At 71.3% G+C, this 24,177-nt stretch carries 23 protein-coding genes; 15 read left to right on the top strand and 8 right to left on the bottom strand.

The features are described 5' to 3' along the window. Positions 1-89: 89 nt before the first annotated feature. A complete protein-coding gene (gene recQ, locus ACLQ25_RS29780; protein ID WP_425734062.1) occupies positions 90-1,928 on the bottom strand; it encodes a DNA helicase RecQ in 1,839 nt (612 codons plus the stop codon). Positions 1,929-1,996: 68 nt separating this feature from the next. Further along, positions 1,997-2,485 (bottom strand): hypothetical protein, encoded by a 489-nt coding sequence (locus ACLQ25_RS29775; RefSeq protein WP_425734061.1) that lies wholly within the window; start codon positions 2,483-2,485, stop codon positions 1,997-1,999. A gap of 148 nt (positions 2,486-2,633) precedes the next feature. Between ACLQ25_RS29775 and ACLQ25_RS29770 the strand changes: the two genes are divergently transcribed. The 11 genes from ACLQ25_RS29770 to ACLQ25_RS29720 all read left to right on the top strand — a co-directional run bounded on the left by ACLQ25_RS29770 (position 2,634) and on the right by ACLQ25_RS29720 (position 12,351). After that, positions 2,634-3,488, top strand: coding sequence for a DUF5753 domain-containing protein (locus tag ACLQ25_RS29770; protein WP_425734060.1), 855 nt, complete (start codon positions 2,634-2,636; stop codon positions 3,486-3,488). Positions 3,489-3,512: 24 nt separating this feature from the next. Further along, a complete protein-coding gene (locus ACLQ25_RS29765; RefSeq protein WP_425734059.1) occupies positions 3,513-3,716 on the top strand; it encodes a DUF397 domain-containing protein in 204 nt (67 codons plus the stop codon). 154 nt (positions 3,717-3,870) lie between these two features. Then, a complete protein-coding gene (gene rapZ / locus ACLQ25_RS29760) occupies positions 3,871-4,776 on the top strand; it encodes an RNase adapter RapZ (RefSeq protein WP_393225028.1) in 906 nt (301 codons plus the stop codon). Beyond that, a complete protein-coding gene (locus ACLQ25_RS29755) occupies positions 4,773-5,864 on the top strand; it encodes a gluconeogenesis factor YvcK family protein (protein WP_425734058.1) in 1,092 nt (363 codons plus the stop codon). Before rapZ ends, ACLQ25_RS29755 begins: the two co-directional genes overlap by 4 nt. A gap of 54 nt (positions 5,865-5,918) precedes the next feature. Continuing rightward, positions 5,919-6,899, top strand: coding sequence for a DNA-binding protein WhiA (gene whiA, locus ACLQ25_RS29750; RefSeq protein ID WP_030337350.1), 981 nt, complete (start codon positions 5,919-5,921; stop codon positions 6,897-6,899). Between the two features lie 265 nt (positions 6,900-7,164). After that, entirely contained in the window at positions 7,165-8,169 is a 1,005-nt protein-coding gene (gene gap, locus ACLQ25_RS29745) for a type I glyceraldehyde-3-phosphate dehydrogenase (RefSeq protein ID WP_357170846.1), read from the top strand. 52 nt (positions 8,170-8,221) lie between these two features. Then, positions 8,222-9,424 carry a phosphoglycerate kinase gene (locus ACLQ25_RS29740; protein ID WP_425734057.1) on the top strand — a complete coding sequence of 401 codons (1,203 nt, stop codon included), beginning with the start codon at positions 8,222-8,224 and terminating at the stop codon, positions 9,422-9,424. A gap of 2 nt (positions 9,425-9,426) precedes the next feature. Then, positions 9,427-10,218 (top strand): triose-phosphate isomerase, encoded by a 792-nt coding sequence (gene tpiA, locus ACLQ25_RS29735; RefSeq protein WP_425734056.1) that lies wholly within the window; start codon positions 9,427-9,429, stop codon positions 10,216-10,218. Between the two features lie 95 nt (positions 10,219-10,313). Continuing rightward, entirely contained in the window at positions 10,314-10,574 is a 261-nt protein-coding gene (gene secG / locus ACLQ25_RS29730) for a preprotein translocase subunit SecG (protein WP_357134280.1), read from the top strand. Positions 10,575-10,716: 142 nt separating this feature from the next. Then, positions 10,717-11,058 carry an RNA polymerase-binding protein RbpA gene (locus ACLQ25_RS29725; protein WP_357134282.1) on the top strand — a complete coding sequence of 114 codons (342 nt, stop codon included), beginning with the start codon at positions 10,717-10,719 and terminating at the stop codon, positions 11,056-11,058. Positions 11,059-11,220: 162 nt separating this feature from the next. Next, a complete protein-coding gene (locus ACLQ25_RS29720) occupies positions 11,221-12,351 on the top strand; it encodes an IS30 family transposase (protein WP_425734064.1) in 1,131 nt (376 codons plus the stop codon). Positions 12,352-12,463: 112 nt separating this feature from the next. Here ACLQ25_RS29720 and pgl read toward each other — a convergent pair whose 3' ends face one another. The 6 genes from pgl to tkt form a co-directional block, all read right to left on the bottom strand. Next, positions 12,464-13,234 carry a 6-phosphogluconolactonase gene (gene pgl / locus ACLQ25_RS29715; protein WP_357134284.1) on the bottom strand — a complete coding sequence of 257 codons (771 nt, stop codon included), beginning with the start codon at positions 13,232-13,234 and terminating at the stop codon, positions 12,464-12,466. A gap of 124 nt (positions 13,235-13,358) precedes the next feature. Beyond that, positions 13,359-14,375 carry a glucose-6-phosphate dehydrogenase assembly protein OpcA gene (locus ACLQ25_RS29710; protein WP_425734055.1) on the bottom strand — a complete coding sequence of 339 codons (1,017 nt, stop codon included), beginning with the start codon at positions 14,373-14,375 and terminating at the stop codon, positions 13,359-13,361. Next, entirely contained in the window at positions 14,372-15,907 is a 1,536-nt protein-coding gene (zwf, locus tag ACLQ25_RS29705; RefSeq protein WP_425734063.1) for a glucose-6-phosphate dehydrogenase, read from the bottom strand. The genes ACLQ25_RS29710 and zwf overlap by 4 nt, the downstream gene beginning before the upstream one ends. A 2-nt stretch (positions 15,908-15,909) precedes the next feature. Then, a complete protein-coding gene (locus ACLQ25_RS29700) occupies positions 15,910-17,559 on the bottom strand; it encodes a glucose-6-phosphate isomerase (RefSeq protein WP_425734054.1) in 1,650 nt (549 codons plus the stop codon). Positions 17,560-17,596: 37 nt separating this feature from the next. Continuing rightward, positions 17,597-18,772, bottom strand: coding sequence for a transaldolase (gene tal, locus ACLQ25_RS29695; protein WP_425734053.1), 1,176 nt, complete (start codon positions 18,770-18,772; stop codon positions 17,597-17,599). Positions 18,773-18,787: 15 nt separating this feature from the next. After that, the gene (gene tkt, locus ACLQ25_RS29690) at positions 18,788-20,926 is read right to left on the bottom strand and encodes a transketolase (protein WP_425734052.1); all 2,139 of its coding nucleotides are present in this window, start codon (positions 20,924-20,926) and stop codon (positions 18,788-18,790) included. A gap of 264 nt (positions 20,927-21,190) precedes the next feature. Between tkt and ACLQ25_RS29685 the strand changes: the two genes are divergently transcribed. The 4 genes from ACLQ25_RS29685 (at position 21,191) to ACLQ25_RS29670 (ending at position 24,155) form a co-directional block, all read left to right on the top strand. Continuing rightward, positions 21,191-22,144, top strand: a complete 954-nt coding sequence (locus ACLQ25_RS29685) for a heme o synthase (RefSeq protein ID WP_425734051.1) — start codon at positions 21,191-21,193, stop codon at positions 22,142-22,144. A gap of 287 nt (positions 22,145-22,431) precedes the next feature. Continuing rightward, positions 22,432-22,767, top strand: a complete 336-nt coding sequence (locus ACLQ25_RS29680; RefSeq protein ID WP_425734050.1) for a hypothetical protein — start codon at positions 22,432-22,434, stop codon at positions 22,765-22,767. A 14-nt stretch (positions 22,768-22,781) separates the two neighbouring features. Then, entirely contained in the window at positions 22,782-23,702 is a 921-nt protein-coding gene (locus ACLQ25_RS29675; protein ID WP_425734049.1) for an ATP-grasp domain-containing protein, read from the top strand. Positions 23,703-23,972: 270 nt separating this feature from the next. After that, positions 23,973-24,155 carry a hypothetical protein gene (locus ACLQ25_RS29670; protein WP_425734048.1) on the top strand — a complete coding sequence of 61 codons (183 nt, stop codon included), beginning with the start codon at positions 23,973-23,975 and terminating at the stop codon, positions 24,153-24,155. Positions 24,156-24,177: the final 22 nt, after the last annotated feature.

The raw sequence follows: 24,177 nt of genomic DNA, 5'->3' as shown, positions 1-24,177 counted from the left end.
TCGCCACCCGCGGCTACGCCACCAGCTGACCACCAACGACAAGGGCCGGACCCCACCACGGGGGTCCGGCCCTTTCGGCATGCCCGGGGTCATTCGGCGAGGACGGCCAGGATCTGCTCGCCGTACTTGGCGAGTTTGTTCTCGCCGACGCCGTTGACGCGGGACAGTTCGGCCAGCGAGGTGGGCTCGTCGCTCGCGATCTGGCGCAGCGTCGCGTCGTGGAAGATGACGTACGCCGGAACGCCCTGCTCCTTGGCGGTGGCCGCTCGCCAGCCGCGCAGCCGTTCGAAGACGGACGCGGCGGCCGGGGTCAGCTCGACCACGACGGTGGACGAACCGCGCCGCTTCGACGAGCGGCTCGACGCCGGCTTCTCCGGTTCGCGGCGCATGGTGACGGTACGGCGACGGCCCAGCACGTCGGCGCTCGCCTCGGTCAGCGCGAGGGTGCCGTAGTCGCCCTCGACGGCGAGCAGCCCTTCGGCGAGGAGTTGCCGGACCACGCCCCGCCACTCGGCCTCGCTCAACTCCGTGCCGATACCGAAGACGGTCAGCGAGTCGTGGCCGTACTGGCTGATCTTGTCGGTCTGCTTGCCGAGCAGGATGTCGACGCAGTGCCCGGCACCGAACCGCTGGTTGCGTTCGCGGTCGAGGCGGAACACGGTGGACAGCAGCTTCTGGGCGGCGACCGTGCCGTCCCAGGACTCCGGTGGGTTGAGGCAGGTGTCGCAGTTGCCGCAGGCCGAGGTTTCGCTCTCGCCGAAGTATTCGAGTAGCTGCACCCGGCGGCACCGGACCGTCTCGCAGAGCGCGAGCATCGCGTCCAGGTGCGCGGCGAGGTTGCGGCGATGGGCCAGGTCGCCGTCGGACGTCTCGATCATCTTGCGCTGCTGCACCACGTCCTGCAGGCCGTACGCCAGCCAGGCGGTGGACGGCAGCCCGTCGCGACCGGCGCGGCCGGTCTCCTGGTAGTAGCCCTCGACCGACTTGGGCAGGTCGAGGTGGGCCACGAAGCGCACATCGGGCTTGTCGATGCCCATACCGAAGGCGATGGTGGCCACCATGACCAGCCCGTCCTCACGCAGGAAGCGGTGCTGGTTGGCGGCGCGGGTCGCCGCGTCGAGGCCGGCGTGGTAGGGCAGCGCGGCGATGCCGTTGGCGGTCAGAAACTCGGCGGTCTTGTCGACCGAGGCGCGGGACAGGCAGTAGACGATGCCCGCGTCGCCGGGGTGCTCGTCGCGCAGCAGGGCCAGCAGTTGCTTGCGGGGCTCTCGCTTGGGCACGATCCGGTACTGGATGTTGGGCCGGTCGAAGCTGGCCACGAAGTGCCGAGCGTCGTCGAGGCCCAGCCGGCTGGCGATCTCGCGGCGGGTGGCGCTCGTCGCGGTGGCGGTCAACGCGATGCGGGGGACCTGCGGCCACCGCTCGTGCAGCATCGACAGGGCCAGGTAGTCGGGCCGGAAGTCGTGCCCCCACTGCGACACGCAGTGCGCCTCGTCGATCGCGAACAGGGAGATGCGCCCCCGGTCCAGCAGGGCGAGGGTGGACCGGACGCCGAGCGCCTCCGGCGCCAGGTAGAGCAGGTCCAGCTCGCCGGCCACGAAGGCCGCCTCGACCCGGCGGCGGGCGTCGAGGGTCTGCGTCGAGTTGAGGAAGCCGGCGCGTACGCCGACCGCGGTGAGCGCGTCCACCTGGTCCTGCATGAGCGCGATCAGCGGCGACACGACGACCGCGACGCCGTCGCGGACCAGGGCCGGGATCTGGTAGCACAGCGATTTGCCGCCACCGGTGGGCATCAGCACCAGCGCGTCGCCGCCGGTGACGACATGGTCGATGACCTGCTGCTGAAAGCCGCGGAAGGCGTCGTAGCCGAACACCCGGCGCAGCGCCGCCAGCGCGTCGTCGGTACGCAGATCGGTCGGGGAAGCCATCCGGGGAGTCTACGAGTTGTCACCGACAGCACCGCCCGCACGCCGGCCCGGCGCGCCCACCGCGACTGTCACCGCCCTGCCGTGCCGTCTCCGTCGCCCCAGCAGAGACCGCCAATGCCGGCCGCGCTGTGGAAGCCGGGGTGTCCGGTGACGTCCATGCACACTTCGTTGTCGGGGCCGCTCCGGCCGCAGAACACCGGCTCGACGTGGTGCCAGGCGTCGGCCCGGGACAGCAGCGCGGCCCCGGCGGCCACCTCGGGGCGCAGGGTCGTCAGCCCCTCCGTGTAGACGACGGCCTGGTCGCGGGCCTCCATCAGGTCGGTCGCCAGGTAGGACAGGTGCAGCGTCCAGCGTCGGCCCGCCGGTCGCTCGCGCTCCGCCGGACGCAGCGAGATGAGGTACGACGACAGGGCCTCCGGCTTCGCCAACGCGAACGCGATGGCGGCCCTGACCCGCTCGGACACATCGGCCCGGTCGAGTAGAGCGGCCAGGTCGTCCTGGACGTCGCGGGGTTGCCGTGGCTCCCGCTCCCAGCGAGACGATCGATTGTCCGTCACGATTCCCTGCCTCTCCGTAGCGGGCGCCCACCAAGAGACTGAACCAGCCGAACCAAAAATGCAACGTCGTGATTTCTGTGAGTCGATGCTTGTTTTGTGGTGGCGCTTGGACAAGAATCGATCCAGCCCAGCGGAGGTGATGGTGGCGATGGCGCAGGTGCCCAGTCCGACGATCAGGGCCCGCCGGCTACGACGCGAGTTGCGCCGCCTGCGGGACCGCACCGGCCACACCGCCGAGGAGGTCGCCAAGATCCTGGGCTGGCACCGCACCAAGGTCATCCGCTTCGAACTCGGACACTCGCGGGTGATGCCCAAGGACATGCCCCCGCTGCTCGACCTCTACGACGCCTCCGAGGGCGAGCGGGAGTCGCTGACCGCGTTGCTCCGGCAGTCGCGCCAGAAGGGATGGTGGAGCGCGTACGGCGACGTGCTGCCGGACGACTACGTCGGCTTCGAGGCGGAGGCGACCTCCATCAGCGCGTTCGAGTGTCTGTACGTGCCCGGCCTGTTGCAGACGGAGGAGTACGTCCGCGCCATCGTCAGAGCGGGCCGCAGCACCGCCGACCAGGACGAGACCGACCGAGTTGTGGCGGCGAGGCTCGCCCGCAAGGCCCTACTGTCGCGTGACCTGCCGCCGTCATTGTGGGCGGTGTTGGATGAGGCGGCGGTTCGACGGGTGGTGGGCGGCCCCAAGGTGATGCGTGCGCAGCTCACTCGCCTGATCGAAGCGTGCGCGATGCCCTCGGTCGAGATCCAGGTCCTGCCGTTCTCGGCCGGGGCGCACGCAGCGATGGCCGGAGCCTTCACCCTGCTGGGCTACGCCGACCCGATGCTCGACCCGGCCGTCGTGTATCTCAGCAACGACTCCAGCACGCTGTTGCTGGAGGAGGACCGGCAGGTGGCCCGATATAGACTCATGTTCGACCACCTCCGGGCCAAGGCACTCGACCCTGACCGGTCTGCGGACCTTCTTACGCGGATCGCTGCCGAGGTCCCGGACTGAGTCCGACACCTTGGAGCGCTGCCGATGACCCCCGCGAAGCTGGCACGGGTTTCCTGGCACAAGAGCAGCCGTAGCGGCGCGAACGATTCGAACTGCGTCGAGGTGGCCGTACTCTCCGGTGGGCTGGCGGTGCGGGATTCCAAGGATCCGGACGGGCCGGCGCTCCTCTTCGGTCGGGATGCCTGGTCGTCGTTCGTGACCGGCCTGCGGCGCGACCCGCCCGCCTGAACGTTCCGTCGCCGCATGCGGCGCCACCATGCCTTCGACCCCCCTCGGCGCGCGGCGGCGGGCGTGCCCGTGCCCACCCCGAGCGGCGGGATAGAGTCGCTGATTGACCAATCGCGGCCGACGGCGGCCGCGGCGCCACGTCTTGGGGGTACGGGTGAGCGAGGCGCACACTGTCGGTGACGGGCAGCCGACGGCCGAGTCGGAGACCACCCTGGTGGTGGTCACCGGGGTGTCCGGTGGCGGTCGCAGCACCGTCGCCCGAGCATTGGAGAACGTCGGCTACTACGTCGTGGACAACCTGCCGCAGGCGCTCATGCTCGACATGGCCGAGCTGGCGTTCAAGGCCGGTGGGGCCGCCCGGCGTACGGCGATGGTCCTGGACGTGCGCTCGCGCGCCTTCTCGACCGACCTGGCCGGGGCGATCCGGGAGCTGAAGGAGCGCGGCTTCTCGCCCCGGGTGGTGTTCGTCGACGCCGACGACGAGGTGCTGATCCGTCGGTTCGAGAGTGTTCGGCGTTCGCACCCGTTGCAGGGTGACGGGCGGCTCGCCGACGGTATCGCCGTCGAGCGCGGGCTGCTGGAGGAGGCCCGCGACCAGGCCGACGTGATCATCGACACCAGCCACCTGAACGTCAACCAGCTCCGCCGGCGTATCGAGGAGCTGTTCGGCGGCGAGGACGCCCGCCGGCTGCGGGTGACCGTTCTCTCGTTCGGCTTCAAGTACGGCCTGCCGCCGGACGCCGACTTCGTGCTGGACGCCCGGTTCCTGCCCAACCCGTACTGGGTGCCGGAGCTGCGCGAGCACACCGGGCGGGAGGAGGCGGTCAGCGCGTACGTGCTGGGGCAGGAGGGCGCGGACGCCTTCGTCGCCTCGTACGCCGACCTGGTCAACGCCACCACCACGGGGTTCGAGCGGGAGGGCAAGCGGTACCTGACCGTGGCCGTGGGTTGCACCGGCGGCAAGCACCGCAGCGTGGCCATCGCCGAGGAGCTGGCCGGCCGGCTGCGTCAGGCGGGTCTGGCGGCGAACGCCCAGCACCGCGACCTGGGGCGGGAATGACGACGCGCCGGGTGGTGGCGTTCGGCGGCGGGCACGGCCTGTCGGCGTCGCTGCGCGCGCTGCGGCACTGCGCCCCCGAACTCGACCTGGACATCACCGCCGTGGTGACGGTCGGCGACGACGGCGGTTCCAGTGGCCGGCTGCGCGCCGAACGGGGTGGCCTGCCCCCGGGTGACCTGCGTCAGGCCCTGGTCGCGCTGGCCGGCGACCATCCGGCCACCCGACGCAGCGCCGGGCTCTTCCAGCACCGCTTCGCGGTGGCGCAGGCTGTCCGCGTACCCCGGCATGCCGGGACCGACGCGGCCCCGGCGGCGCGCGACGCGCCCGGCGTGGGCGCGGACCCGGTTGCCGGAAAGCCGACAGACGCGGTCCCGGCGGCGGGTGACGCGGCCCGCGCGGACGGCCTGGCCGGGCACGCGGTGGGCAACCTGGTGCTCAGCGGCCTCATGGAGCTGCTCGGCGACCCGGTGGCGGCGCTGGAGCACGCCGGGGCGATGCTCGGCGCGGTCGGGCGGGTGCTGCCGATGTCGCGCCAGCCGGTCGACATCGAGGCGCAGGTGCGGGGGGTCTACCCGGACGCCCCGGACGAGGTGCGGACCGTGCGCGGTCAGCACCAGGTGGCGGTCACGACCGGACGGGTCGAGTCGCTGCGCCTCACGCCGGCCGCCCCGGCGGCCTGCGCCGAGGCCCTGGCCGCTATCGGCGCGGCGGACTGGTTGATCTTCGGGCCGGGCAGCTGGTACACGAGCGTGCTGCCGCACCTGCTGGTGCCGCAGTTGGCCGACGCGATCGTGTCCAGCTCGGCCCGACGCCTGGTCACGCTGAACCTGGCCGCGGAGAAGGAGACCCTCGGCCTCTCGGTCGCCGATCATCTGGCGGCGCTGCACTGGTACCTGCCCGAGCTGAAGGTTGATCTCGTGCTGGCGGACGCCAAGGCGGTGGGTGACCCGGAACCGGTCGAACGTGCGGCAGAATCGCTGGGTGCCCGCTTGGTCCTCGCCCCCGTCGCCGTCACCGACGGCACTCCCCGCCATGATCCGGCTGCCCTGGGCGCCGCGCTGGTGCCTGTCCTGGGCGCCGATCGTTAGACACGTACGTAATCACCGGCGACACGCCGGAACAGGTCCGTGAGGGGACGCACAATGGCGATGACGGCTGCGGTCAAGGACGAGCTGAGTCGGGTCGACGTGCCCAAGCCCTGCTGTCGGCGGGCGGAGATGGCCGCGCTGCTGCGCTTCGCCGGAGGGCTGCACATCGTCTCCGGCCGGGTGGTGGTGGAGGCGGAACTGGACACCGGCGCGGTGGCGCGTCGGCTGCGCCGGGAGATCGCCGAGGTCTACGGCTACCCGAGCGAGATCCACGTGCTCGCCTCCGGCGGGCTGCGCAAGGGCAGCCACTTCATCGTCCGGGTGGTCAAGGACGGCGAGGCTCTCGCGCGGCAGACCGGCCTGCTGGACGTGCGCGGCCGACCGGTGCGCGGGCTGCCCCCGCACGTGGTGGCGGCGAACGTCTGCTGCGCGGTCTCGGCGTGGCGGGGCGCGTTCATGGCGCACGGCTCGCTCACCGAGCCCGGCCGCTCCAGCGCGTTGGAGATCACCTGCCCCGGGCCGGAGTCGGCGCTCGCGCTGGTCGGCGCGGCCCGCCGGATCGGCATCACGGCCAAGAACCGTGAGGTACGCGGGGTGGACCGGGTGGTCGTCAAGGACGGCGACGCGATCGCCGCGCTGCTCACCCGCATCGGCGCGCACTCCAGCGTGCTGGCCTGGGAGGAACGTCGGGTACGCCGGGAGGTGCGGGCCACCGCCAACCGGCTGGCCAACTTCGACGACGCGAACCTGCGCCGCTCCGCGCGCGCCGCGGTGGCCGCCGCCGCCCGGGTCACCCGGGCACTGGAGATCCTGGCCGACGAGGCGCCCAACCACCTCACCGACGCGGGAAGGCTGCGTCTGGAGCACCGGCAGGCGTCGCTGGAGGAGCTGGGGGCGCTGGCCGACCCGCCGCTGACCAAGGACGCCATCGCCGGGCGGATCCGCCGCCTGCTGGCGCTGGCCGACAAGCGGGCCCGGGACCTCGGCATCCCGGATACGGAAGCAGCCGTCACGCCCGACATGCTCGTGGTCTGATAGGACGGTGGGCCCGTACGGTGCGCCGGGAGCACGCCCCGGCGCGGCGTGCTCCCGCACGCTCGGATAGGGTCGCTGAGTACGGCAAGGGGGCCGACATCGGCACTTCTCGTCGTGCCCACCGCCTCGGGCGGTCAGGTCCTCAGACCGCGCGGCGGGGTGGCCGAGATGAACCGTCGACGGCCGGCTCCAACGGTCGGCGCACACCATTCCCGCCGGCCCGTTGAGTCAAGCCGGCGGACCAGAACGCGAGGAGATGGGACCTGTGACCATCCGGGTTGGCATCAACGGCTTTGGCCGAATCGGCCGTAACTTCTTCCGGGCAGTGCTGGCGTCCGACGCCGACATCGAGGTCGTGGCGGTCAACGACCTGACCGACAACGGCACGCTCGCTCACCTGCTCAAGTACGACAGCATCCTGGGTCGCCTGCCGTACGAGGTGAAGGCCACCGCCGACGAGATCACTGTCGGTGGCAAGACCATCAAGGCGTTCGCCGAGAAGGACCCGGCGGCGCTGGCGTGGGGCGAGGTCGGCGCGGACGTCGTCATCGAGTCGACGGGCTTCTTCACCGACGGCACCAAGGCCAAGGCGCACATCGACGGCGGCGCCAAGAAGGTCATCATCTCCGCTCCGGCGAAGAACGAGGACGTCACCGTGGTCATGGGTGTCAACCACGACACCTACGACCCGGCGAAGCACACCATCATCTCCAACGCCTCGTGTACGACGAACTGCCTCGCCCCGATGGCGAAGGTCCTGCAGGACACGTTCGGCATCACCAAGGGTCTGATGACGACGATCCACGCGTACACCCAGGACCAGAACCTGCAGGACGCGCCGCACAAGGACCTGCGTCGGGCGCGCGCCGCCGCGCTGAACATCGTCCCGACCTCCACCGGCGCCGCGAAGGCCATCGGCCTGGTGCTGCCGGAGCTGAAGGGCAAGCTCGACGGGTACGCGCTGCGGGTGCCGATCCCGACCGGCTCGGCCACCGACCTGACCGTCGAGGTCGGCCGGGAGACCACCGTGGACGAGGTCAACGCCGCGCTGAAGGCCGCCGCGGAGGGCCCGCTCAAGGGCATCCTGGTCTACAACGAGGACCCGATCGTCTCCTCCGACATCGTCACCGACCCGGCGTCGTGCATCTTCGACGCGCCGCTGACCAAGGTCATCGGCAACCAGGTCAAGGTCGTCGGCTGGTACGACAACGAGTGGGGCTACTCGAACCGCCTCGTCGACCTCGTCAAGCTGGTCGGTACCTCGCTGTGAGCGCGAGGAGTGAGCTTGCGAGCCCCGCAGTCGCGAACGGAAGGCTAGCTCTGTGAGTGCCCTCCGGACCCTCGACGACCTGCTCGCCGAGGGGGTGTCGGGTCGGCGCGTGCTGGTGCGCGCCGACCTGAACGTCCCGCTCGACAAGCAGTCCGGCGCGATCACCGACGATGGGCGCATCCGCGCGGTGCTGCCGACCCTGGGCGCGCTGGTCGAAGCCGGCGCGAAGGTGGTGGTCTGCTCGCACCTGGGCCGCCCGAAGGGCGCGCCCGACCCGCAGTTCAGCCTGAGCCCGGTCGCCGACCGGCTCGGTGAGCTGCTGGGCGCGCCGGTGCACTTCGCCACCGACACGGTTGGCGACTCCGCCCGCTCGACTGTCGCCGACCTGGCCGACGGCCAGGTCGCCCTGCTGGAGAACCTGCGCTTCAACGCCGGTGAGACCAGCAAGGACGAGGCCGAGCGGGGCGCGTTCGCCGACCAGCTCGCCGCGTTCGGCGACGCGTACGTCGACGACGCGTTCGGCGCCGTGCACCGCAAGCACGCCAGCGTGTACGACGTGCCGGCGCGGCTGCCGCACGTCGCGGGCCGGCTGGTGCTGCGCGAGGTCGAGGTGCTCTCCAAGCTGACCAGCGAGCCCGAGCGGCCGTACGTGGTGGTGCTCGGCGGGTCCAAGGTCTCCGACAAGCTGGCCGTGATCGAGGCGCTGCTGCCGACGGTCGACCGGCTGCTCATCGGTGGCGGTATGTGTTTCACCTTCCTCAAGGCCCAGGGCCTGGAGGTGGGCACGTCGCTGCTGGAGAAGGACATGGTCGAGACCTGCCGCAACCTGCTGGAGCGGGCCGACGGCAAGATCCTCCTCCCGGTCGACGTGGTGGTCGCGGACGCGTTCGCGCCGGACGCCGCGCACGACACGGTCCGCGTCGACGGCATCCCGAGCCACCGGCTCGGCCTGGACATCGGCCCGGAGACGGTCGCCGGCTTCGCCGCCGCCCTGTCCCAGGCGAAGACGATCTTCTGGAACGGGCCGATGGGCGTGTTCGAGATGGCCGCCTTCGCGGCCGGCACCCGGGGTATCGCCGAGGCGATCACCAAGGCCGACGCGTTCAGCGTCGTCGGCGGCGGTGACTCGGCGGCGGCGGTCCGTGCCCTGGGGCTCGACGAGTCGAGCTTCGGTCACATCTCCACCGGTGGCGGCGCCTCCCTGGAGTACCTGGAGGGCAAGACCCTCCCCGGCATCGCGGCCCTGGAGAACTGAGCATGGCGAGCACGACCCGCCGGCCGCTGATGGCCGGCAACTGGAAGATGAACCTCAACCACCTCGAGGCCAACCTGCTGGTGCAGAAGCTGGCCGCGAGCCTCACCGAGAAGCAGCTCACCGAGGTCGAGACGGTGGTGCTGCCGCCGTTCACCGACCTGCGCACCGTGCAGACGGCGGTCGACGGCGACAAGCTGCTGATCGGCTACGGCGGGCAGGACCTGTCCCCGCACGCCTCCGGCGCGTACACCGGTGACATCTCCGGGCCGATGCTGGCCAAGCTCGGCTGCACGTACGTGGTGGTCGGGCACTCCGAGCGGCGGGCCTACCACCACGAGGACGACTCGGTCGTCAACGCGAAGGTGAAGGCGGCGCTCGCGCACGGCCTGACCCCTATCCTCTGCGTGGGGGAGGGGCTGGACGTGCGCGAGCAGGGCACCCACGTGGCGCACTGCTCCGACCAGCTCGACGGGGGCCTTGCCGGGCTCACGCCCGAGCAGGTACGCCAGGTGGTCATCGCGTACGAGCCCGTCTGGGCGATCGGCACCGGCAAGACGGCCACGCCGGAGGACGCCCAGGAGGTCTGCGGCGCGGTCCGCCAGCGGTTGGCGGAGCGCTTCGACTCCGAGACCGCCGACGCCGTCCGGGTCCTCTACGGCGGCTCGGTCAAGGCGTCGAACGTCGCCTCGATCATGGCGCAGCCGGACGTGGACGGCGGCCTGGTGGGCGGCGCGAGCCTCGACGCGGAGGAATTCGCGCAGATCTGCCGGTTCCCCGAGCACATCGCTCGCTGATCGCTCGCTATTCTGGACACCGCCCGTCCACCGGCCGGTGCCGGAGTGCCCGACCTGTCCGGGCGAGGATCGCTACGAGAGGACTGCCCCCAGCCATGCCGATCTGGTTCGCATACACGTTGATCGTGTTGCTGGTCATCACGAGCATTCTGCTCACCCTGCTCATCCTGCTGCACCGCGGTAAGGGCGGCGGGTTGTCGAGCATGTTCGGCGGCGGTGTCAGCTCCAGCCTCGCCGGCTCCTCCGTGGCGGAGAAGAACCTGGATCGTTACACCGTTCTGGTGGGTGTCGTCTGGTTCGCGGCAATCGTCGGGCTGGGTCTCTGGCTCCGTCTCCAGATGAACAGCGGCACCTGAGCGAGCCCGCCAAGTCGTACAATCTGCGCGCGGTCCGTCACTCGACGGGCCGCGCGCAGTCTTTTCTCCGCTGCACCACCGCGTCGCCCGCCGCCCATCGGAGACGGCGGCGGGTCCCCTCCGACGACAGGAGCGAGCAGCCGTGCCCAGTGGCAATGTCATCCGTGGCGCCCGCGTCGGGTCCGCGCCCATGCGCCCGGACGAGCGGCACCAGCCGGCCCCCCGACAGGCCGTCACCTACTGGTGCCGCAACGACCACCAGACCGACATCCGGATCGCGGCCGACGCCACGGCGCCGCCGCTGTGGGACTGCCCCCGCTGCGGGCTCCCCGCCGGCCTGGACGCCGAGAACCCGCCCGGACGGGTCCGCGCCGAGCCCTACAAGAGCCACCTGGCGTACGTGAAGGAGCGGCGTACCGCCGAGGAGGGGGAGGCGTTGCTGGCCGAGGCCCTCGCCGCGCTGCGCCGCCGACGCGGCGAATAGACGAAAAGGGCCCCCCGCGTGGCGCTTGGGTTCTAGGGGTCGTTGCAACGCCTGACCTGATCAGGGGTTGCAGTGTTCGAGATCCGCGAGAGTCGCCGGCCGCAGGGACCGAAGAAGCTTGGCGCGGAGCGTCAGGCATATTTGGATCTTGTGGCGCGGGGTGTGAGTACGAGTGAAGCGTGTCGGTTGGTCGGGATCAATCGCAAGACTGGTCACCGCTGGCGCTACGGCCGCGTGAGCCGGCCGAAGGCCGGGCAGCAGGGAGTTGTTCGTCCCGCTGCCCGGCCTTCGGCCGTGTCGGACCGGTATCTGTCGCAGGACGAGCGGATCGTGATCGCTGACCGGCTGCGCGAGGGTGCGTCGCAGGCGGTGATCGCGGCTGAGCTGCGGTGTTCGCCGGGCACGATCAGCCGGGAGATCCGCCGCAATCGGCATCCGGACAGCGGTGACTACCGGCCCTACGCGGCCCAGCAACGCGCCGACAGCAGGCGGCCTCGCCCGAAGATCGGCAAGATCGCGGCACACCCGGCGCTACGGGAACACGTCCAGGCCATGCTGGAATCCAGGCACAGCCCGGAGCAGATCAGCCGTCGGCTGCGCCGTGACTTTCCCGAGCGGAACGAGCTGCACGTGTCGCACGAGACGATCTACCAGGCCCTCTACGTCCAAGGACGCGGTGAGCTGCGCCGCGAGCTGACCGCCGCGCTACGCACCGGCAGAGCAGTCCGCCGCCCCCGCCGCCAGCCTGGACAACGCCAGCCCCGCTTCACCCATCCCATGGTGATGATCAGTCAACGACCCGCCGAGGCCGACGACCGTGCCGTGCCCGGACACTGGGAAGGCGACCTGATCATCGGCAAGGACAACAAGTCCGCGGTCGGCACCCTCGTCGAACGCTCCACCCGCTACGTCCTACTGGTGCACCTGGGCGCCGGCCGCACCGCCGACCGGGTCCGCGACGGCCTGATCGCTGCCATGAACACCCTGCCGCAGCACCTGAAACGGTCCCTGACCTGGGATCAAGGCATCGAGATGGCAATGCACCACCAATTCAGCATCACCACGGACATGCCGGTCTACTTCTGCGACCCACACTCACCCTGGCAACGCGGCTCCAACGAGAACACCAACGGCCTGCTGCGCCAGTACTTCCCTAAGGGCACCGACCTAGCCGTCCACCAACCGGATCACCTCGCCGCCGTCGCCGCCGAACTCAACGGCCGACCACGCAAAACGCTCGGCTGGGATACCCCAGCCGAGCGCCTCGCTAAGCTCCTAGCCGTCACCGACTAGCCATCGTGTTGCGACGACCCCTTGAAACCGCCGCGCGAGGGGCCCTTTCGTCGCGCTCCAGCGCAGGCTGCCGGGGTGAGTCGCTCCAGCGCAGGCTGCGGCGTGAGTCGCTCTAGCGCAGGCTGCGCAGGCGGGCCGGCACGTCCGCGGCGGCCGCGCGGTCCAGCAACCAGCGGGTACGGTCCACGCCGTGCACCCCGGCGGCCGGGAGCTGCACCGGCCCGGCGCCGGCCAGAGCCATGCCCACCGCGCGTGCCTTGTCGGCGCCGGCGGCCACGAGCCAGACCTCCTCGGCCGTGTTGATCGCCCCCAGGGTGAGGGTGGTCCGCACCGGCGGCGGCTTTGGGCTGCCCCGCACCGCGCTGACCGGCCGCGTGTCGTGGTGCACCGGGTGCTCCGGGAAGACCGAGGCGACGTGCCCGTCCTCGCCCACACCGAGCATCAGCACGTCGAAGTGCGGCAGCGCGGCGTGCCCCGGCCGGGCGGCGCGGGCCAGCTCCTCGGCGTACGCGGCGGCGGCCGCCTCGGGGTCGTTGCCGGCCGGGCCGTCGGAGGCCGGCATGGCGTGCACCCGGGCCGGGTCCAGCGGCACCGAGTCCAGCAGGGCGGCCCGGGCCTGGGTCTCGTTGCGCTCCGGGTCACCGGACGGCAGGAACCGCTCGTCGCCCCACCACACGTCGACCCGGGACCAGTCGACCGCGTCGCGGGCCGGCAGCTGCGCCACCGCCCGGTAGACGGCGGCGGCGACCCGACCACCGGTGAGGACCACCGCGGCCTCGCCCCGGTCGGCCTGGGCGTCGAGCACCTTCACCAGCAGTCGGGCCGCCACGGCCTGCGCCAGCAGATCGGCGTCGGCGTGGACGGCGACACTCGCCTCACTCATGGGTTGGGCCTTCGTTTCCGGACCGCTGGGCGGTCGCTGTCGCGTCGTACCCGGACGTCGAGCGTCCGGAGGTGGCGGTGCGGGGCCGGGACGTCGCGTCCCGGCCCCGCCGGTGTCGTACTGTTCAGCTCTCGCCGCTCGTGCCGGTGTGCGCGGTGACCCCGGCCTCGGCGCGCTGGGCCGTGGCCGGATCCTTCCAGACGTGCACCCGCTGCGGCGGGCGCTGCTCCAGACCGCGCAGGCCGGCGGTCGCGCCCAACGCCTCCGCGTACACCTGGTCGGCGTCGAGGCGGCGCAGCTCCTCGGCCAGCTCGTCGCCGAGCGGCCGACGGACCAGCGGCAGCGCCCGATCCTCCTGACCGGTCCGCCGGAACACCGCCAGGCTGTCCTCGCGGGTCAGCGTCAGCTTGTCGCCGTTCGCGCAGGTCAACTGCACCTCGCGCATGCGGGGGAACTCGTCGGTGTCCACCCGGCGTGGGGTGATGCCGAGCCGGCTGGACAGCCAACCGACCATCAGGGCCGCCGTCGGGTCGCGGGGTGGCGCGACAACGGTCGCCTCGGTGACCTGCTCGTTGGTGGTGTCGAACGCCCCGGCGACCAGGGTCCGCCACGGGGTGATCCGGGTCCACGCCAGGTCGGTGTCGCCCGGGGCGTAGTCCCGGGCCCGCTGGCGCAGCGCCTCCACCGGGTCGGCGGCCTGCGCGGAGTCGGTGATCCGCCGGTCGGCGACCACACCGAGGAAGTCGGTGGCGATCTCCGCGGGCGGCTCACCGTGCCACCAGGTCACCACCGGCACGTCCGGCACCAGCAGTGGCATGACCACCGACTCGGCGTGCAGGGCGAGCCGCCCGTACATCCGGGTGACCACCGCCTCGCACGGGCCGAGACGACCGCCGACCACGATCTCCGCGTCCAGCCGGTTCCGCTCCCGCTCGATGTCGGAGCGGACCACGACCACCAGCCGGCACGGGTGGGCGGCGGCGGCGATGGTCGCCGCCGCCTCCGCCTCGCGCACGCGCTTCTCGTCCACCACCACGATGAGGGTGAGCGCCATGCCGCTGGCCACACCACCGGCGCTGCGCCGTTCGGCGGCCAGCGCCTTGACCACCTCGTTGCCGGTGGTGTCCCACAGCCCGATCATGCTCTTCTCCAAGCGCGGCCCTCACGGGCCAGCATCTCGTCAGCCGCCCGTGGACCCCACTCGCCGGCCCGGTACGGCTCCGGGGTGGTGCCCACCCAGGCGTGCTCCAGCGGGTCGATGACCTGCCAGCTCTGCTCGACCTCGGCGGCGTCCGGGAACAGGGTGCGGTCCCCGATCAGCACGTCCAGGACGAGCCGCTCGTACGCCTCCGGGCTGGACTCGGTGAACGCCTCGCCGTACTGGAAGTCCATGGCGATGTCGCGGACCTCCATGGTGGTGCCCGGTACCTTCGAGCCGAACTTGAGCACCACGCCCTCGTCCGGCTGCACCCGGATGACCAACTGGTTGTTGCCCAGCGACTCCATGTCGGCGTCGTTGAACGGCAGGTGCGGCGCCTTCTTGAACATGATGGCGACCTCGGTGACCCGCCGGGGGAGTCGCTTGCCGGCCCGGATGTAGAACGGCACCTCGGCCCAGCGCCGGTTCTGGATGCCGAGGCGCACCGCCACGTACGTCTCCGTGGTGGAGTCGGCGGGTACGTCCTGCTCCTCCCGGTAGCCGACCGCGCGCTCGCCGCCCACCCAGCCGGGCAGGTACTGGCCCCGGACGGTGTCCCGGGCCACGTCCCTGGGCAGGGTGATCGCCTTGAGCACCTTCAGCTTCTCGGCCCGGATCTCGTCGGCGTCGAAGCTGGTCGGCTCCTCCATCGCCACCAGGGCCAGGAGTTGGAGCAGGTGGTTCTGCAGGACGTCGCGGGCAGTGCCCACGGTGTCGTAGAAGCCGGCCCGGGTGCCGATGCCGACGTCCTCGGCCATGGTGATCTGCACCGAGTCGACGTACTTGGAGTTCCACAGCGGCTCGAACAGGTTGTTGGCGAACCGCAGGGCCAGGATGTTCTGGACGGTCTCCTTGCCCAGGTAGTGGTCGATCCGGAAGACGTCCTGCCGGGTGAACACGTCGTCGACCAGGTCGTTGAGCGCCTTCGCCGACGGCAGGTCGTTGCCGAACGGCTTCTCCACCACGACCCGCCGCCAACCGCCGGACTTGTCGTTGTCGGCCATCCCGGTGCGGGCCAACTGCTTGAGCACGACGGGGAAGGCGGCCGGGGGGATGGAGAAGTAGAACGCCGCGTTGCCCGCGATGCCGTGGGTCTGGCGCAGGTCGTCCAAGGTCGAGGCGAGCTGGTCGAAGGCGGCGTCGTCGTCGAACGAGCCGCCCACGAACTTGATGTTGCCGGCCAGCCGCGCCCAGACCTCGTCCCGCCACGGCGTACGGGCGTGCTTCTTGGCCGCCTCGCAGGCCAGGGTCTCGAAGTCACCGTCGCCCCAGTCGCGGCGCGCGAAGCCGAGCACCACGAAACCGGGCGGCAGCAGCCCTCGGTTCGCCAGGTCGTAGACCGCGGGCAGCAGCTTCTTGCGGGCCAGGTCGCCGGTCACCCCGAAGATCACCAGAGCGCACGGCTCGGGGATCCGGGGCAACCGGCGGTCCTGCGGGTCGCGTAGCGGGTTCACGCCTTCGGTCACGTCGTCCATCCTCACGTGCGCAGCTGACCGGCCGCGTCGAGCAGTTGGGCGACCCCGGCGGCCCGGTCGGTCAGGTGGAGTCGCAGCACCGGCCGCTCCCGGCCGGCGAGGGCCTGCCGGTCGCCGGCGGCCTGCGCCGCCTGCAACTCGCCGAAGGTGTACGGCTTGCCCGGCACGTCGAGGTCGTCCGCGACCGCGCCGGTCACCTGGAGGTAGCTGCCCACCTGCGGGCCGCCCTTGTGGTACTGGCCGGTGGAGTGCAGGAACCGCGGCCCCCAGCCGAAGGTGACCGGCCGGCCGGACGCGTCGGCCAGCAGCGGCCGCAACCCGGCCGTGTCGGCGTCGGCGAACCGGTCGAGGTACGCCATCACCGCGAGGTAACCGTCGTCGCCCAGCCCGTCGAGCAGCCACCGCAGCACCCCGGCCAGGTCACCCGGAGCGCCCTGCGGCGCGTACACCTCGATCGCGCCCTCGGTGAACGACGGCTCTTCCGTCGGCAGCCCCGAGGCCAGGATCTTGTTGGTGTTCTCCTTGGACTCGGTGACGTTCGGCTGGTTGAACGGGTCGATGCCGAGCACCACGCCGGCCACCGCGGTGGCGTACTCCCAGGCCAGGAACTGCGCGCCGAGCGGGCCGTTGACGGCCACGTCCGGGTCGGCGCCGCCGCCGGGCACGTCACCGGCGGACAGCGCGCCGCCGTAGCTGACGGTCAGCACGTCGGGGCCGGTCGCGCCGGGGCTCTGCGGTGACTCCACCACCACCGGCAGGATGCCCACGCCGGCCTTGCCGGTCGACTCGGCGATGAGCTGCTCGGCCCAGTCGCCCAGACCGTCGATGCCGGTGCCGTCGGACACCAGGGCGACCTTGTCGCGGGCCAGCGTGGCGGCGGCGCCCAGCGCGGCGCCCAGCGCCAGCGCCGGGTTGTCGCTGTCGGCGGCGAGCGACTGGGCCAACGCGTCGGCCTGGTCGATCAGCTCCGACACGTCGACGCCGGCCAGCGCGGACGGCACCAGCCCGAACGCGGTCAGCGCCGAGTACCGGCCGCCCACGTTCGGGTCGGCGAGCACGGTGAACGCGCCCATCTCGGTCGCGGTCGCCTCCAGCGGCGAGCCCGGGTCGGTGACGATGACGAAGTGCCGGCCGGCCTCCGCCTCGGTCATCCCGGCGTCCAGGAACGCCTGCCAGTACGCGCGGCGGTGGCTGTTGGTCTCCACCGTCGAGCCGGACTTGCTGGCGACCACCACCACGGTGCGTTCCAGCCGGTCACCGAGGGCCGCCCGGACCTGGCCCGGGTCGGTGGTGTCCAGCACCGTCAACGGCCGGCCCAGGGTCCGCGTGATGACCTCGGGGGCGAGTGACGAGCCACCCATGCCGGCGAGCACGACGTGGTCCAGGTCGGCCAGCTCCGCCTTCAACTCGGCGAGTTGCGCCAGCAGCTCCCGGCTGCGCTGGTGGGTGTCCACCCAACCGAGCCGGATCTTTGCCTCGGCCTCGGCGTCCGAACCCCACAGGGTCGTGTCCTTGGCGGCCAGCCGCCCGGGGACGCCGGCCTTGACCAGCGCCTCCCGGGTCGAGGCGGGGGCGGACTTGTCGACCGTGTCCGCGCCGTAGACGGCGAGCCCGGCGGCGGCTTCCGCCGGACCGGCAAGAAGGTCACTCATGCCGCCACTCCACTTCGCTGAGTACTGATCCGGTCGCTCACGCGCCACCGGCCTTCTCGGCGGCCTTGGCGTTGCCCTCGGCGGCCTTGTTCGGCGCACCCTGGCCCTTTGCCGCGGCCTTCAGCGACTTGCTGACGCCGTCGAGCAGCTCCTGCCAGCTCGCCTCGAACTTCTCGACGCCCTCGCGCTCCAGGGTCGCGATCACGTCGGCCATGTCCACCCCGACCGACTCCAGGTCCGCGAAGACCTTCCGGGCCGCGTCGTAGGACCCGGTGACGGTGTCGCCGCGGGTCTCGCCGTGATCGGCGTACGCGTGGATGACCGACTCCGGCATGGTGTTGACCGTTCCGGGGGCGATCAGCTCCTCGACGTAGATGACGTCCCGGTAGTCCGGGTTCTTCGTCGAGGTGGAGGCCCACAGCGGCCGCTGCGGGTGCGCGCCGGCGGCCTCGAGCGCCTTCCAGCGGTCCGAGGAGAAGACCTCGCTGTACCGCTCGTACGCGAGCTGCGCATTGGCCACGGCGGCCTTGCCGCGCAGCGCCTTGGCCTCGTCCGAGCCGATCTTCTCCAGCCGCTTGTCGACCTCGGAATCCACCCGGGAGACGAAGAACGACGCGACCGAGCCGATGGTGGACAGGTCGTGACCGTTGGCCTTGGCCCGCTCCAGACCGGCCAGGAACGCCTCCATCACCGCCGAGTAGCGGTCCAGACCGAAGATCAGCGTCACGTTGACGCTGATCCCCTCGGCGAGCGTGTCGGCGATCGCCGACAGGCCCTCCTCGGTGGCCGGGATCTTGATGAAGAGGTTGGGCCGGTCGACGAGCCACCACAGCGCCTTGGCCTCGGCGACCGTCTTGTCCGAGTCGTGCGCGCTGCGCGGGTCCACCTCGATCGAGACCCGGCCGTCCACGCCGGCGCTGCCGTCGTACGACGGGCGCATCACGTCGCACGCCCACCGTACGTCGTACGTGGTGAGCATCCGTACGGCCTCTTCGACGTCCACGCCACGGATGGCCAGGTCGCGAAGCTGCCAGTTGTACTCGTCGGCGTCGCTGAGCGCCTTTGCGAAGATCGTCGGGTTGGTGGTGACCCCGGCCACGTGCTTCTCGCGGCGGAGCTGGTCCAGCCCGCCGGAGCTCAGACGCACCCGGGAGAGATCGTCGAGCCAGACCGCCACACCCGCGGCGGTGAGCTCATTCAGCTTGTCGGTCATGCCGTCCACGCTCCCTCAGTTGCCGGTCGTGAAACCGGTGATGTCGCCCACCCGGGCCAGCGAGGCGTGCGCCGCCGCCACGATCCGGTCGGGGGTGAACCCGAACTGCTCGAAGAGCACGGTGTACGGGGCGCTCGCGCCGTAGTGCTCGATGCTGACGCTCTCGCCGAAGTCGCCGACGATCCCGCGCCAGGACATCGCGATGCCCGCCTCCACGCTCACCCGTGCCTTTACCCCACGCGGGAGCACCGACTCCCGGTACGCCTCATCCTGCTCGTAGAACCACTCCTGGCAGGGCATCGAGACCACCCGGGTCGGGGTGCCGTCGGCCTCCAACCGCTCTCGGGCGGTCAGGCAGAGCTGCACCTCGGAGCCGGTACCCACGATGATCACCTGGGGCTTGCCGTTGGAGGCCTCGGCCAGCACGTAACCGCCCTTGGCCACGCCAGACACATCGCCCAAGACCTCCCGGTCCAGGGTCGGCAGGGCCTGGCGGCTCAGCGCCATGGCGGTCGGCCGGTCGGTGTGCTCCAGCGCCTGCCGCCAGGCCCACACCGTCTCGTTGCCGTCCGCCGGGCGGACCACGTCCAGGCCCGGGATCGCGCGCAGCGCGGTCAGGTGCTCCACCGGCTGGTGGGTCGGGCCGTCCTCGCCCAGACCGATCGAGTCGTGCGTCCAGACGTACGTCACGGGCAGCTTCATCAGCGCGGCCAGCCGCACCGCGGGGCGCATGTAGTCGCTGAACACCAGGAACGTGCCGCCGTACGGGCGGGTGCCGCCGTGCAGGGCGATGCCGTTCAGGATCGCGCCCATGGCGTGCTCACGGATGCCGAAGTGCAGCGTGCGACCGTACTCGTGGCCCGGGAAGTCCTTGGTGGCGTGCGAAGCCGGGATGAACGACGGCTCGCCCTTCATGGTGGTGTTGTTGCTCTCGGCCAGGTCGGCCGAGCCACCCCACAGCTCCGGCAGCACCGGCGCGAGCGCCTCCAGCACCTTGCCGGACGCGGCCCGGGTAGCCACACCCTTGGCGTCGGCGGGGAAGACCGGCAGCGCGTCGGTCCAGCCGTCGGGCAGCACCCGGCCGGCGAGCCGCTCGTAGAGGGCGGTGCGCTCGGGGTTGGCCTTCTTCCAGGCGTCGAACGACGTGGTCCACTCCTGCTCGGCGTCCGAGCCGCGACCCATCACGGTGCGGGCGTGGCCCAGCACCTCCTCGTCGACCTGGAAGGTCTGCTCCGGGTCGAAGCCGAGGATCTGCTTGGTGGCCTTCACCTCGTCGGCGCCGAGCGCGGAGCCGTGGATCTTGCCGGTGTTCTGCTTGTTGGGCGCGGGCCATCCGATGATGGTGCGCAGCGCGATGAACGAGGGGCGGGTGGTCTCCGCCTTGGCGGCCACCAGCGCGTCGTACAGCGCCTCGACGTTCTCGTGGTAGTCGCCCTGGTCGGCGTCGCCGCTGCGCCAGTCGACGGTCTGCACGTGCCAGCCGTACGCCTCGTAGCGGGCCGCCACGTCCTCGCTCTTGGCGATGCGGGTGTCGTCCTCGATCGAGATCTCGTTGTCGTCGTAGATCAGCGTGAGGCTGCCCAGCTGCTGGTGCCCGGCGAGAGCGCTGGCCTCGTGGCTGATGCCCTCCTCGATGTCGCCATCGGAGGCGATGCACCAGATGTTGTGGTCGAAGACCGACGCGCCCGGCTCGGCCTCCGGGTCGAACAGGCCACGCTCGCGGCGGGCCGCCATGGCCATGCCGACGGCGTTGCCCAGACCCTGCCCGAGCGGGCCGGTGGTGGTCTCGACGCCCGGCGTGTGGCCGTGCTCCGGGTGGCCCGGGGTCATCGAGCCCCACTGGCGCAGCGACTTCAGGTCGTCCAGGCTCAGCGGGTAGCCGGACAGGAAGAGCTGGATGTAGAGCGTCAGGCTGGAGTGGCCGGCGGAGAGCACGAACCGGTCCCGGCCGGGCCAGTTCGGGTCGGCCGGGTTGTGCCGCATGACCCGGTTGAAGAGAATATAGGCCGCGGGCGCGAGGCTCATCGCGGTGCCCGGGTGGCCGTTGCCGGATTTCTCCACGGCATCCATGGCCAGCACGCGGACGGTGTCGACGGCCCGGCGATCGAGGTCGGACCAGTTGAGTTCGGAGTGCTCGGGTCGTTTGGCAGCCACGATGGTTGTGCTCCTCGGCAGATGGGCGGAACCCTCACTGGTGACCCTATCGAGCGTGACTAAACGTCCGCCCGGGGATCTCGCATGGTGTGCGGTACGTGACGGCGGCCCAGGTCGTTCAACCCGGTGGTGTGACGGCCCGCACCGTTGTCGGGTCGGCCGGGCAGCCAAAACGACGACGCGTAGTGTGTGGGTCGGTGCGCGGTGCCCGAGCGGGCCCCGCCGATCCGATCTCCCCGTGCCGATGCCGGAAGGTGGCAATCCGTGAGCATGATCACCGAGCGCCCCGCGAGCAACCCCGCCGGGCAGCCCCCGGCACGGGCGGCCGAGGGTCCGGTGGCGCGGCGGGACGTGCGCGCGATCGTGTCGTCGTACGTGGCGCTGACGAAGCCGCGCATCGTCGAACTGCTGTTGGTCACCACCATCCCGGCGATGATGCTCGCCGAGGGCGGCCTGCCGTCGCTGTGGCTGATGGCCGTCGTGCTCGTCGGTGGCTCGCTCGCGGCGGGGGCGGCCAGCGTCCTCAACTGCTACATCGACCGCGACATCGACCAGTTGATGCGGCGGACCAAGCGGCGTCCGCTGCCGGCGCACACCGTGTCGCCCCGTAACGCGCTGGTCTTCGGTCTGGTGCTGGGGGCGGTCTCGCTCGTCCTGATGGCGGCGTTCACCAACCTGCTCGCCGCCGGGCTGACGCTCGCCGCGATCGTCTACTACGACGTCGTCTACACCATGTGGCTCAAGCGCTCCACCCCGACGAACACGTTCTGGGGTGGGGCCTGCGGCGCGGCGCCGGTGCTCATCGGCTGGGCGGCGGTCACCGGTGGGCTCGCTCCGGCGGCCTGGGCGCTGTTCGCGGTGGTGTTCTTCTGGCAGATGCCGCACTTCTACCCGCTCGCCATGAAGTACAAGGACGACTACGCCCGCGCCGGCATCCCGATGCTGCCCGTGGTGGCCTCGACCCGTCGGGTGAACGCCGAGATCCTGATCTTCGCCTGGCTCACGGTGCTCACCTCCCTGGCTGTCTGGCCGCTGGGGCTCAGCGCAATCTACGGCGTGCCGACCCTGGTGGTGGGCGCCATCTTCATCCTTGAGGCGCACAAGCTCTGCCGGCGGGCGACGCGCGGCGAAGCGGTCAAGCCGATGCGGCTGTTCCACTGGTCCACGACGTACCTGACGATCGTGTTCGTGGCCGTCGCGCTCGACGCGCTGATCTGACGCCGCCCCGCGCGCGGCCCTTGGTTTTCGCCGCCAATCCGGTGAACAGTCACCGTCATGGATGAGTTGTCCCGCTTTAACGTCACATCAGAGTAACTTTCGGCATGAGTCGGATCGGCTCAACCTGCGGGAGTTGCAGTCTGGTTTGCTCCGGAAGTTGAGGCGGGAAAGTCAGGATTTAAGCGGACAAAGAGTCTGTGCTCTTCGTTAAACCCGTAGGTAATTGGCATCACAAAAGCTTCATGGTTCTCGCCCGCGCGAGTGGAACTCTGCTTAGGCTTCGCGTCATGGCAGATGGTTCCGATACGACGCTGACGGCCGAGCAGACGTCCGGCGAGCAGGCCCCGCAGGGTCTGGTCGCGGGTCTCAAGTCGTTCGCCGCCGGGCACGGCGGCGCGAAGGCCGTCATCGAGTACGTCGGTAAGCGCGGCGCACGGATCGTCCTCGTGGGTGGCGACGGTGAGTGGGGCGACCAGTTCGCCGAGGACACCGTCACGGCCCGGGAAGCGTGCGCCAAGGCGGGAGTCACCGTCGAGAACGCCTGGGAGCGTGAACTGATGGACCAGATGCGACCGAGCAACGACCTCTGGCGGTCGATGGCCCGGCGCACGATGGCCCGCTGAGATAGATAGCTGAATTGACCCACCACCACCAGTCGACCCGGGGGAAACCCCGGGTCGCTCTCGTTACCTGCTCCCGCCTCGTCGACCTCGACTCCGACGACCGCCTCGTCCTCGACCCGCTCGCCGCGCGGGGGATCACCGCCGAAGCGGCGGTCTGGGACGACCCGGACGTCGACTGGTCCGCGTACGACCTGGTCGTGCTCCGCTCGCCGTGGGACTACGCGCTGCGCCGCGACGAGTTCGTCGCCTGGGCTGCCACCGTGCCCACCCTGGTCAACCCCGCCGACGTGGTGCGGTGGAACACCGACAAGCGCTACCTCGGCGAGCTGAGCGCCGCCGGCGTACCCACCGTCCCGACCTCCTGGGTCGAGCCGGGCGGGAACTGGTCGCCACCCGCCGACACCGGGGAGTACGTGATCAAGCCGGCGGTCAGCGCGGGCAGCCAGGACACCGGCCGCTACGACCTGGCCGACCCGGAGCACCGGGCCCTGGCCGAGGCGCACGTACGTCGCCTCTCGGCCGCCGGCCGGACGACGATGGTCCAGCCGTACCTGAGCGCCGTCGACACCGAGGGCGAGACCGCGCTGCTCTTCCTGGCCGGCCCGGACGGCCTCGCGTTCAGCCACGCCATCCGCAAGGGCCCGATGTTGACCGGCCCCGACCTCGGTCCGGACGAGCTGTACAAGGCCGAGGAGATCACCGCCCGTACCGCCGGGGTCGAGCAGTTGGCGGTCGCGGACCGAACCCTCGCCGCGGTCCCCGGCGGCACCCGGCAGCTGCTCTACGCTCGCGTGGACCTGATTACCGGCCCGGCCGGCGACCCGGTCCTGGTCGAGTTGGAGCTCACCGAGCCGTCGCTCTTCCTCGGGTACGCCGAGAACGCCCCCGACCGCCTGGCCACCGCGATCGCCACCCACCTGACCCGCCCCGCCTGACCTCGTCCGGGTAGGGCGCCGTCCCGGCGTGTCCCTTCGAGATGCGCGGCGGGGTTGCCGCGCCGTGCCGTGCCGCGCCGTGCCGTGCCGCGCCGTGCCGTGCCGCGCCGTGCCGTGCCGTGCCGTGCCGTGCCGTGCCGTGCCGCGCCGTGCCGTGCCGCGCCGTGCCGCGCCGTGCCGTGCCGCGCCGTGCCGCGCCGTGCCGTGCCGCGCCGTGCCGCGCCGTGCCGCGTGGCGAGGCGAGGCGCCGACGGCCCTGGAGGTGCGCGGATGCTGGGCGAGGGCGCCGATGCGGCGCTGCCTCGACGTTGGCGGCTGGCCCAGTACCGCCTCGACGGCGGCGGCGCTCGCAAGATCGCGCTGCATCCAGGATGTAGTGGTTTCGCGGACACGTCGATGCCACTACATCCTGGAGCTTGTCTCATCCTGTTTGGGCTGTTCAGGGGGGATTGACAGGCTGCGTGGAGTAGTCGCG

It is taken from the genome of Micromonospora sp. DT44 (assembly GCF_049841635.1).
Lineage (GTDB): Bacteria > Actinomycetota > Actinomycetes > Mycobacteriales > Micromonosporaceae > Micromonospora.
The sequence above is the reverse complement of the archived record's forward strand: the minus strand, read 5'-3'. Positions and strand labels throughout refer to the sequence as shown.